The 10,588-nt window shown below is 62.0% G+C and carries 10 protein-coding genes and 2 pseudogenes; 7 read left to right on the top strand and 5 right to left on the bottom strand.

Going from position 1 to position 10,588, the window contains the following annotated elements:
• Positions 1–373 (top strand): annotated as a pseudogene (locus U1708_RS20040) (TonB-dependent receptor); the annotation flags it as partial.
• A 289-nt stretch (positions 374–662) separates the two neighbouring features.
• Here U1708_RS20040 and U1708_RS20035 read toward each other — a convergent pair.
• Positions 663–1,433 (bottom strand): MipA/OmpV family protein, encoded by a 771-nt coding sequence (locus tag U1708_RS20035; RefSeq protein WP_332748026.1) that lies wholly within the window; start codon positions 1,431–1,433, stop codon positions 663–665.
• A gap of 378 nt (positions 1,434–1,811) precedes the next feature.
• Positions 1,812–3,512, bottom strand: a complete 1,701-nt coding sequence (locus tag U1708_RS20030) for a class I adenylate-forming enzyme family protein (RefSeq protein WP_332748024.1) — start codon at positions 3,510–3,512, stop codon at positions 1,812–1,814.
• A 79-nt stretch (positions 3,513–3,591) separates the two neighbouring features.
• Here U1708_RS20030 and U1708_RS20025 point away from each other — a divergent pair, with 79 nt between their 5' ends.
• Complete coding sequence (locus U1708_RS20025; protein ID WP_332748022.1) at positions 3,592–3,867, top strand: hypothetical protein; 276 nt, start codon at positions 3,592–3,594, stop codon at positions 3,865–3,867.
• Between the two features lie 34 nt (positions 3,868–3,901).
• On the opposite strand, the gene U1708_RS20020 is transcribed toward U1708_RS20025, so the two are convergent.
• Positions 3,902–4,714 carry an SDR family NAD(P)-dependent oxidoreductase gene (locus U1708_RS20020; RefSeq protein WP_332748020.1) on the bottom strand — a complete coding sequence of 271 codons (813 nt, stop codon included), beginning with the start codon at positions 4,712–4,714 and terminating at the stop codon, positions 3,902–3,904.
• Complete coding sequence (locus tag U1708_RS20015) at positions 4,711–5,277, bottom strand: TetR/AcrR family transcriptional regulator (protein WP_332748018.1); 567 nt, start codon at positions 5,275–5,277, stop codon at positions 4,711–4,713. The genes U1708_RS20020 and U1708_RS20015 overlap by 4 nt, the downstream gene beginning before the upstream one ends.
• Positions 5,278–5,361: 84 nt before the next feature.
• On the opposite strand from U1708_RS20015, the gene U1708_RS20010 reads away from it, so the two are divergent.
• The 5 genes from U1708_RS20010 to U1708_RS19990 all read left to right on the top strand — a co-directional run bounded on the left by U1708_RS20010 (position 5,362) and on the right by U1708_RS19990 (position 9,682).
• Complete coding sequence (locus U1708_RS20010) at positions 5,362–6,126, top strand: SDR family NAD(P)-dependent oxidoreductase (protein ID WP_332748016.1); 765 nt, start codon at positions 5,362–5,364, stop codon at positions 6,124–6,126.
• Between the two features lie 6 nt (positions 6,127–6,132).
• The gene (locus tag U1708_RS20005; protein ID WP_332748014.1) at positions 6,133–6,789 is read left to right on the top strand and encodes a cupin domain-containing protein; all 657 of its coding nucleotides are present in this window, start codon (positions 6,133–6,135) and stop codon (positions 6,787–6,789) included.
• A gap of 335 nt (positions 6,790–7,124) precedes the next feature.
• Complete coding sequence (locus U1708_RS20000) at positions 7,125–8,111, top strand: aldo/keto reductase (RefSeq protein WP_332748013.1); 987 nt, start codon at positions 7,125–7,127, stop codon at positions 8,109–8,111.
• Between the two features lie 64 nt (positions 8,112–8,175).
• Positions 8,176–8,541: an SDR family NAD(P)-dependent oxidoreductase gene (locus U1708_RS19995; RefSeq protein WP_332748011.1), complete on the top strand. Its 366-nt coding sequence runs from the start codon at positions 8,176–8,178 to the stop codon at positions 8,539–8,541.
• Between the two features lie 250 nt (positions 8,542–8,791).
• Complete coding sequence (locus tag U1708_RS19990; protein WP_332748010.1) at positions 8,792–9,682, top strand: MipA/OmpV family protein; 891 nt, start codon at positions 8,792–8,794, stop codon at positions 9,680–9,682.
• A 141-nt stretch (positions 9,683–9,823) separates the two neighbouring features.
• Here U1708_RS19990 and istB read toward each other — a convergent pair.
• Positions 9,824–10,532 (bottom strand): annotated as a pseudogene (istB, locus tag U1708_RS19985) (IS21-like element helper ATPase IstB).
• Positions 10,533–10,588: the final 56 nt, after the last annotated feature.

Raw genomic sequence — 10,588 nt, 5'->3', positions numbered from 1 at the left:
CGTCGTGACGACCTCGCTCGCATGGACCCCCGAGATCGGGTCGAACGGCATGTCGGCGTTGTTCTACGTCGATAGCCGCATGACGTCTGACTACAATACCGGTTCGGATCTGGCGCCGGAGAAGATCCAGGACGGCTATGTGCTGGTCAACGCGCGTATCGGTATCCGTGGACGCGATCAGAAATGGGCATTGGAATTCTGGGCACAGAACCTGACGAACAAGGATTACATCCAGGTCGCATTCAACACGCCGTTCCAGGGTGCCGGGTCGGTCGCCAACACGCAGCGCTTCGGCGCCACCGCCAACGCACTCTATTCGTCGTTTCTAGCCGAGCCGCGCACCTATGGCGTGACGCTGCGAAGCCGCTTCTGATCGCAAAGGGACAGATCAACCCGGCCGGCCGCAGCAATGCGCGCCGGCCTTTTGCGAGATCGGTTCCTTCATGTCTCGGCTATCGCGCCGTGCATGGGTCATAACATGCGATGTGACATGGGGCCGTGCGTTTGAGCCGGTGAATCGCCGCAAGACCCTCGAAGGTGTCTGTACGCGGCTGGCAAAGGCACCACGGCGGGCCGCTAAAATCCAGTCGGCTTTTTTCGCGACCTCGCAGGAGATCGATTTTCGCAAAGCAAGCAGACAGCCGGCCTGGATAATTTCACTATCAGAATGTGTATCCGATGGCGACCGCGCCCAGCCACTGGCTCTTTGATCCGGCAACGCTCACCACCGGACTATCGGCGAAATCGTTGAGCATCCGGCGATAGGTGCCCCCCGCGATGAGTTTGAACCCATGGAGCAGATTGCCGGTCAACGAATAGGTTACCAGTCCGCCCAGCGTATAGTTTTTCCATCCCTTGCTGGCGTTATAAACCGGCAGCGTGCTCGCAATGCTCTGCGTCGGCGAGATGGTGAAGTAGGTATCGGCATAGCCGCGCCCGGCATGTTCTGCCGAGGCGAACAGGCCGACCGCCGCCTTTGTGCTGAGTGGGGTCAGGTAATTGATCGTGGGCTGCCAGATTTCACTGTCATGCGCGTTGTTCACGTCGTGGCGATAGCTGACCGAGACCGAAAGCTTATCATAGGGGCTGGTGATGACACCGGTCTTGCCGATGCCGATATATCCGCCGACCTCGATCGCGGTCTTTTCCTTGCCAAGGGCGCGAACCCGGACGTCGTCAATCTGCTTGATGCTCTGGCGGTCAAAGTTAACCGCAGCGATCGGCCCGAGCTGGAAATCGATCGCGTCGCCCTCGCGGTTCGGGATCAGGTCCAGGCTGGCGCGTGTACCAAGCACCGTAAACGCAAATCCCTTTACCGATCCGATCGCGACCGGACCGCCTGTAAAACGATAGTCATTCGATCCATCGTAATCCGGCAGATAGACGCCAGCTGCCGCAACCGTGATGGTATCGGCGCCAAGCTGATCGGTCATCTCCCTGGCCTCAGGCGAGGGTGCTGCTTCCTGTGCGGAGGAGGGAGCTGCAAAGCCAAGAGCGAGAGCCGCTGTCGGTAAGCCTGCTAGACGGATTATGCGCAACAATTCTTGTTCCTCACGTAAGCCAGCCTAACGCTTCGGTCTGACGATGTCTCCCTCAGGGGGGAGGCAGGAGATACAATCCAGCAGAGGTTGTTGCAAATGCGCATCACAATTAAGGCGCATGTGGGCAAATGGGATCCGGCAGTTCTGATGTCAGCATAGGAGCGCCAAAACCAGCACCAATGCTCCTGTGTCAGACCGTCCGGACCAGTTGAAAGACCTGATGTCTCATCATTTCGTCTCGAAAGGACGGCGATACGGGGCGTCTCTCTGCTAGCGATCGACCTCGCTCGCCACACTCGCGCGATATTGCTGGCGCAAGCTGACCTTGTCGATCTTCTCCGTGCCCAACCGAGGCAGCGGCGCAGCCGACAACCAGATTTTTACCGGCACCTTGAAGGCAGCCAGGTGCTGTCCGAGAAAAGATCGTAGTTCCTCTGGATCCAGGCTCTTGCCCTCGGCGGCATGGACCACGGCGCCGGGCACCTCGCCGAAGCGCTCGTCAGGCAGGCCGAATACCGCCGCTTCGGCGACGCGCGGATCGTTGTACAGCGCAGCCTCGACCTCTTGGCACGCGATGTTCTCACCGCCGCGGATTATGATGTCCTTCTTGCGGTCGACGATGAAGAGATATCCGTCCTCGTCGAGAAAGCCGATGTCCCCGGTTCGGAAGAACCCGTCGGCGGTGAACGCTGCTTCCGTAGCGGCCGGGTTGTTCCAATAGCCAAGAAAGTTCGCTGCGGAACGGATGCCGATCTCTCCCCTGCTGCCCTGCGCCAGTGAGGCGCCAGCGTCATCCAGGATAGCGATCTCCACCAAGGGCGCGGAAGGCCGGCCGGCGGAGTTCGGCTTGGCTGTGTAGTTCGTCCGCCAATTGCCAGTTCCCACTGCATTGGTCTCAGTCAGGCCATAGCCGATCAACGGTGCTCCCTCCATTTCGGCATCGATACGGCGAACATGTTCCACCGGGCGAGGCGCCCCACCGGCCGCAAAGTCGCTGACGCTCGACAGGTCATAATTTGCCCGATCAGGATGGGTGAGTATCTCAAAGCTCATCAGCGGCACGCCCACGAAGTAGGTCACGCGCTCCTGCGCTATCAGCCGCATCGCCTCCTCGGCATTCCATTTTGACATCAAGACCAGCTTGCGCCCCAGCGCGAAGCTTTGCAGAAGCACCGCCACCTCGGCGGTGACGTGAAACAGCGGCAGGTTGAGCAGCGTTGCGGGCTGACCCTCGGGCGGGTTGCCCTCAGCCGTTGCAATGCCGAGCATCATCAACGCCTGCGACAGAAAACCGAACGTTCCCTGCACCACCGCGCGATGATCGCTAAGCGCGCCCTTGGACTGCCCGGTTGACCCGGAGGTAAACAGAATGGTGGCGTGGTCGTCGGCGCCGATCGTCGGCAATGGCGTGTCGGGCCGACTGTTCGCTGTTAACCCGAGCAGCGCCTCGCCGATCGGGCGGGTGTCGTCCACGCTGACGATGCGGGCGACAAGACGGGACACAGCGCGCAGCCGGGCCACTCGCGGGGCATCGGCGAAGACCAGGGTGCATCCAACCTCGTTTATTGCCGACGCCAGCTCCTCGGATTGCCACCAGCCGTTGAGCAGCGTCGCAACGCCGCCTGCCATCACGATGCCCATGTACAGGATGATCCATGCCGGCGAATTGCGCATGGCGATACCGACACGGTCACCCTTGATGACCCCCTCAGCCACAAGCGCACGCGCCACACTTTTAGCGGCGGCATGCGTATCGGCGAAAGTCAGCCGTTCATCGTCGGCGACGAGGAATGTCGAGCCGCCATGCTGATCACAGAAATATGCGAAATAGTCGCAAAGCGTAGGCGGCGCTCCGGCGACGATCGGCAGCAGGCGGCCGAAGCGTTCGACGCTCCCCAGCACCAGCGGACCGCCTTCGCTCGTCAGTGACGCTATCATGGCGTTCATCTTGAGGTCGAGCTCGGTTGGCATCACTCTCTCCGCCTGCTTTCTTCATCCTTCTTACGGCGTGCGCGACTCTGACTGCAACGTTTTGTACGTGCATCCCCGCATGGTGGATCCTACGGGGCCTGGTCGCGGCGATGTCCCGCCGGCGATCTGGCAATGTCCCAAGCGCATGGCCACGCGGGCGCTCGACAGGACGATGTGGGATGGCGGGCGACGGAAGATGCGGGCTGCCGCCCAGGACGCTTGCCACATCGCGGCGCGCTATCGGATCATTACCGCCAATCGCGAAGCGATGGAGGCGTGCCGGAAGCGCGCGAACACAGCGAATGAGGCGGCGCGCTGTACTATCAGTGTGGAAGCCAGCACGGTAACGCGCTGACCATGCTGACCATCGTTTTTGGAAGGCATCGTCGTCAGGCGTCGGCCCAGCCGGCATCGTCAATCGCCGCAGCCGCGGCCTCAGCCTGGGGAATATCTTTCTTCCAGCGGGAGGCATCGAACCGCTTTCCCGTCATGCCCGATGACGCTTGAGAGGCAATCCACAGCAGCGGCGGAACGACAATCTCCGGATCGAGCAGATCTTTTCGCGCTTTCTGCGGGAGGCCTGCCGGAATCATGCCGGTTGCGGTGGCGCCGCCTGGAAGCAGGGCGTTGACCGTCACGCCGGTGCCGTCGAGATCTTGCGCCCAGATGATGGTTTCGGACTCCAGCGCCGCTTTTGAAGGTCCGTAAGGCGAGAAGCCGCGGCGACGCATCGTCGCGTGGTTCATTGTGATGTTGACGATCCGGCCACGCCCTGCGGGAATCATCGCGGGAACCGCCGCCCGCGTCATCAGGAATGGGCCGGTCACGTTGGTGTCGATCACCATGCGCCAGACCTCAGGGTCGGTTTCCCAGAACCGGGTGGCCTGCGTCAGAAAGTGCTCGCTGACATACTTCATGCCGCGCCCTGCGTTGTTGACGAGCAGATCGAGACGGCCAAATTCCTTAAGCGCCATGCCGACGACGTTGGCACAGTCTTGCTCGTTAGTGACGTCGGCGATCATCGGGATGATCCAACTATCGCCGCTCTCAACCGCCACCTTTTCGATTTCCATAGCTTCCCGTGCGGCGGTCGCAATCACGCGCACTCCCGCGGCAGCAAGTCCGAGCACCATCGCCCGACCGAGCCCACGCCCTCCGCCTGTGACGATCGCGACCTGACCCTCTAGTGTCCCGGCGCTCATCGGTTCAGCGCCTGAATGCCCGGCGTGGCGGAGTGGCCCCCTGCCGCGGGGATAGCTGCCTCAAACACGGTTTCGTCACGCAAAGACCGGGCGACAATCAAAGCCCCTTCGAGACGCGCCAGTATTGTTTCAGGCGTTTCACCTTGGGCCTCATCTCCAAAAGCCGTGCGCAGATAGTCCAGGATCAGCCGGAAGAAGGAGGCGACGGCCGTGTCTACAGCAGGCGGTAGTGCATCACGCTCGGCGCCGAACATCCCGCACAGGCACATGCGATCATCCTTGATCAGGGCGTTGCGGAACAGGGAAGTAACGCGCGCGCGCGCCTCGTCGGCGCTTAGCGCCTCGGCGTCACCGAGATAATCTCTCGCCCGATCGGTATAGCGATGCGCCAGGGCCTCAGCGAGCGATGGCTTGGTCGAAAAATGATAGTGAATGCTTGAACTTTTCACGCCGACGTCCTGGGCCAGTTCGCGAAAGCTGAAGGCATTGTAGCCTCCACACCGAGCACGGACTTCCGCGGCATCGAGAATGCGATCTCGCATGGAAATTTCCGGCATCGGCATACCTATCGCCTGATAGATAGAGCTTGACGATACAGCAAGCTTAATGTCAAACTATCTATCGATAGGTTCACATGGGAGTTTAGGATGCAACGAGTAAGCCTGATCGTGGGTGGTTCATCCGGCATGGGGCGAGCAACAGCGCAACTGCTGTTGCAAGAGGGCCGGACGGTGCTCCTGGTCGGACGTGACCAGGACAAGCTTAATCGCGTCGCAGATGAGTTACGCAAGGACGGCAGGGGCGAGGTCGGCACCGCCGCGGCGGACCTTTACGATGCAACCAGCGTCGAGCGCCTGATTGCGCGCATCGACGGCGAAGAACGCCATGTGGACCAATTGCTAAACGCAGCCGGCTACTTTTCACCCAAGCCTTTTCTGGAGCATGACGGAGCAGATTACGACCGATACCATGACCTCAACCGCTCCACCTTTTTCGTAACTCAGGCGGTCGTGCGCAACATGGCGCGCCATGGCGATGGTGCAATCGTCAATATCGGATCGATGTGGGCCAGACAGGCAATCAAGGCTACGCCGTCGTCCGCCTACTCAATGGCGAAAGCCGGCCTTCATGCGCTGACCCAGCACCTGGCGATGGAACTGGGCGATAAGGGTATCAGGGTGAACGCGGTCGCGCCCGCTGTGGTAGTGACGCCCATCTACGGGGCGTTCATCGCGCCAAGCGATATCGAGGCGACGTTAACTGCTACATTCGATGCCTTTCACCCGATCGGCCGCGTCGGCCGGGCCGAGGACGTGGCGCAGCACATCGCGTTTCTTCTCTCGGATAAGGCCGGCTGGACCACGGGGGCGGTTCACGACATCGATGGCGGCGTCATGGCGGGAAGGAACTGAAGCGGCATGCACGTTCGTTCCGACTTCGATCACCGGGTAGTCGTCCGACCGGGCGACTATCATTGGAGGTCGTCGCCTACTCCGGGTATCGAGCGGATGATGCTGGACCGGATCGGCGGAGAGGTCGCGCGAGCGACCAGTCTGGTTCGTTATGCGCCCGGGGCATGCTTTCCCTCCCATGTCCACGGTAGCGGCGAGGAGTTCCTGGTGCTCGATGGTGTGTTTTCGGACGAAACCGGTCATCACCCCGCGGGAACATATGTGCGCAATCCACCCGGTTCATCGCACGCGCCCTACACACGCGACGGATGCACCATTTTTGTGAAGCTGCACCAGTCTGATCCGGCAGATACTGCTCGCGTCATGGTGGATACCGGTTCAATCGACTTTCGTCAGGGACTTGTCCCGGGTTTGAGCGTGCTGCCCCTGCACCGGTTCGGCACCGAGCATGTCGCCTTGGTGCGTTGGGCGGGAGGCACGCGATTTAACGCCCATCGGCACTGGGGAGGGGAGGAGATTTTCGTTGTTGCCGGCCTGTTCGAGGACGAGCACGGGCAGTATCCTGCCGGGAGTTGGATAAGGAGTCCGCACTTGTCGCAGCATGCCCCGTTCTCGACTGAGGGCTGTCTCATCTACGTCAAAACGGGTCACTTACCTGCGTAGCTGTTTATCTTGGCATCTGGTGACTCCGGATTCCTGACTTGCCCTGTTGCTGGTGTCACAACGGGTCGGGGCTGTTGAAAAAGCCCTACGCTGCGGGACACCCCGCGTCCCCGCACCAGCTTCACCGCTTTGAGCTTGACCTACCGGCTGAACTTCCGTCGTTGCATCTTCATCCTCCAGTCCCATAACACCTTATCTCGGTGTCCATGGAACTGGCAGCTAAAACAGCATCTTGTCCGGGAAACGGGACCTTCCCATTCATTGAGGACGTGAGCGGACGCTAGCGGGTACCGGCCACTGTTCGGCTTCGATTAAAACACAATGGAGAATTTACGATGCATATGCGCAAGCTTGGACGGGACGGCCTTGAGGTTTCTGCACTCGGCCTCGGTTGCATGGGCATGTCGGAATTCTATGGAGCGCGGAACGAAGGTGAGGCGGTGGCCACTATTCACCGTGCGATCGAGCTCGGTGTCACATTCCTGGATACCGCCGACATGTACGGCCCATTCACCAATGAAGTTCTGGTCGGCAAGGCGATCGCCGACCGCCGCGACCAGGTCGTGCTCGCGACCAAGTTCGCGAACGTGCGTGGCGAGAACGGCGAGTTTCTCGGCATTCGCGGCGATGCGGAATATGTCCGACAGGCCTGCGACGAATCGCTGAAGCGTCTCGGCGTCGACCACATCGACCTCTATTACCAGCACCGGGTGGACCCCAATACGCCGATCGAGGAAACGGTTGGCGCGATGGCCGAGCTCGTGAAGGCGGGCAAGGTCCGCTACCTTGGGCTATCGGAGGCTGGGCCGGAAACGATCCGTCGCGCACATGCCGTGCACCCTATCGCCGCGCTCCAGACGGAATACTCCCTCTGGAGCCGAGAGCCGGAGGAAGAGATCCTGCCAACGGTCCGCGAACTGGGCATCGGGTATGTCGCCTACAGCCCGCTTGGCCGCGGCTTTCTCACCGGGCAGATACGAAACGTCGATGACCTGGCGGAAGAGGACTACCGTCGCAATGCGCCGCGCTTCCAGGGCGAAAATTTCCAGAAGAACCTTGATCTGGTGCAGGAGATCGGGACGATGGCGCGTGAGAAGGGCTGCACGCCAGCCCAACTCGCGCTTGCCTGGTTGCTGGCGCAGGGAGATGACATCGTTCCGATCCCGGGGACAAAAAAGCGCACCCGGCTCGAGGAAAATGTGGGCGCGCTCGACGTGCGGATCACAGCCGAGGACCGCGCGCGGATCGACGCCGTTTTGCCGCGGGGCGCCGCGGCCGGGACCCGTTATGCCGCGCCCCAGATGCAGGCGCTGAACCGGTGAATGTGGGAAGGCTTGATGGCCGAGTAGCAATCGTCACAGGCGGCGGGCGGGGCTCTGCCGCGCAGTGGTGCTCGGCCTCGCGGCGGCGGGAGCGCGCGTAATCGCGACTGCCGCCCGCGAAACGGCTGAAGTCGAGGCAATCGTGGCCGAGAGCTTGAGCGGCGGCAACGTCGTTCCGATGATCGCCGATGTCGCAAGCGACGAAGACTGCGCTCGTGTTGTCGAAATGGCGCACGACCGGTTCGGTCGGCTCGACATACTCCTAATCAACACAGGGCACGGGATGAAGTACGTCAGCAAACGCTTCCTGAGAGAGTCCGCCCGTTTCTGGGAAACCGACCCCGACGTCTGGCGCATGGTGATCGACACGAACGTAAACGGGCCATTCCTGATGGCGCGGGCAGCCGTATCCGGGCCTGATCACCCATGACGGCCCACGCCATCGGAGTTCGGGCCAACCCCCGCCCTCACTTCTTCACCGGTGAGGGCAGGCTCCGCAACCGCAGAACAGGATCGGTGAGCGGCGGGAGCACGCCATCGGGCCGGTCGATGTAGAAATACGCCACTGCGCTCACATCATCGCTCCGGTAGTAGTTGGTGTGCGCGTCCGTCAAACCCGGGAAAGATTGATCGCCCCAGCCTGACCCCTGTGCTTCCCCAACTTTTCGAAAGGTGCCTTCATGACTATCCTGAGGCTTCGACGCCTGACCCTCCTCGCCACTTTCACCGTAATGGCCGGGGGCCAGGCGAGCGCGCAGGATCGCATCCCCGCTGATCCCGATCCGACGCGGCTGGCGAATGCGCCTGAGAACCAGGCACCTCGTAGCGACTGGCAGTTCCAGATCGGGGTTGGAACGATCTACGGACCGGCCTTCCTTGGCTCGGACGATTACCAGCTTCGCGCCGGGCCCAATGTCGAGGTTCGCTACAAGGATCGCTTCTTCCTTTCAGTAATCGACGGCGCGGGCTTCGACCTCATCAAGACGGCAACCTTCCGTGCAGGGCCGGTCATCAAGTACCAGCAGCAGCGCCGCGAGAACGGCAACAGCACTTTCCGGATCGCCGGTTCACGGACTGATGCGTTACGTGGGCTCGGCGACGTCCCCGACACAGCCGAGGCGGGTGGCTACCTTCAATACCAGGCAGGCGCCTTCTCTGCGAAGGCCGAGGTGCGCCAGGGTATCGGCGGACATGATGGCCTGATCGCCGATCTCGGCGCCCGTTACACGACCCGGTTCACCGCCCCGCCGACAGGGGAGCGTCCGGTCATCTTCTCGATCGGCCCGCGTGCCACGATCGTCGACGACAAGTACAACCAGGCCTATTTCGGAGTCACGCCCGAGCAGTCGACCCGTTCGGGCCTTGCCCGCTACAATGCGGGTGGTGGGTTGCTGTCTTACGGCGTCGGCGCCGCTTTCCTCGTGCCCGTCTCGGGCAGGCTCAACGCCGCCCTGCTCGGCGGGTATGACCGGCTCGCTGGCGATGCGGCGGACTCACCACTCGTTCAGGAGCGCGGATCACGTAATCAGGCGACGGTCGGGCTGGGCCTGATCTATCGGTTCGGGCTGTAGGGCGGGCTCGGGAGTGCCAATTCCGATGAAGCCGCCCCCTCGTTCCGAGAAGATTGCGCCCCCTTATTCCGAGATGATGTCGCCCCCTCGGAGATGGGGCCGTGCAGGCACTGATGGTTGTTGTTTCGTTCGTGGTCGGCGTCAAGCAGCCGGAGTGGTTTCCGTCCGCCGCATGCTGTCGCCATCCAGATCGAGCCGGTGGGCATTGTGGACGAGGCGGTCCAGGATAGCATCTGCGTAAGTCGGGTCGCGAATGACCTCGTGCCAGGCTGTTACCGGCAACTGGCTGGTGACCAGGGTGGCGCGGCGACCGTATCGCTCTTCGAGTATCTCGAGCAGATCATGGCGCGCCATCGCATCCAGCGGCTCCAGACCCCAGTCGTCGAGGATAAGCAGCTGGACGCTGCCACGGGTTCGCTGGAGCCGGGCGTGGCGGCCGTCGCCGCGCGCGAGCGCCAGGCTCGCGAAAAGCCGCGGCACACGCTGGTAAAGGACCGAGCGGTCGTCGCGACAGGCCCTTGTGTCCGAGCGCGCATGCCAGCCAGCTCTTGCCGACACCGGTCGGCCCGGTGATGACCAGATTATCGCGCGCGGCAATCCAGTCACCCGCGACCAGCTTCATGAGCAGTGCGCGGTCAAGACCGCGGGTGCTGCGATAGTCGATGTCTTCGGGTGTCGCGTGGTGGCGCAACTTGGCGAAGCGCAGGCGGGCGGCCAGCTTGCGGTCGTGCCGGAAGCTCCATTCCCGGTCGAGCAGCAGCGCCAGCCACTCGGGATGGGACAGGCGGTCGAGACCGTTGAAAAAGGCCTGCGCGAAATCGGCGTGGTGGATGGCTGGTGACGCCGGCACGGTAGGATACGCCGCGTATCAGGCCGGCGCAGCCTGCCGGGCGAGCAGCTGAAGGT

The organism is Sphingomonas arabinosi, assembly GCF_036663715.1.
GTDB lineage: Bacteria > Pseudomonadota > Alphaproteobacteria > Sphingomonadales > Sphingomonadaceae > Sphingomonas.
Note: the sequence above shows the minus strand (reverse complement) of the source record. Positions and strands in the feature narration are given on the sequence as shown.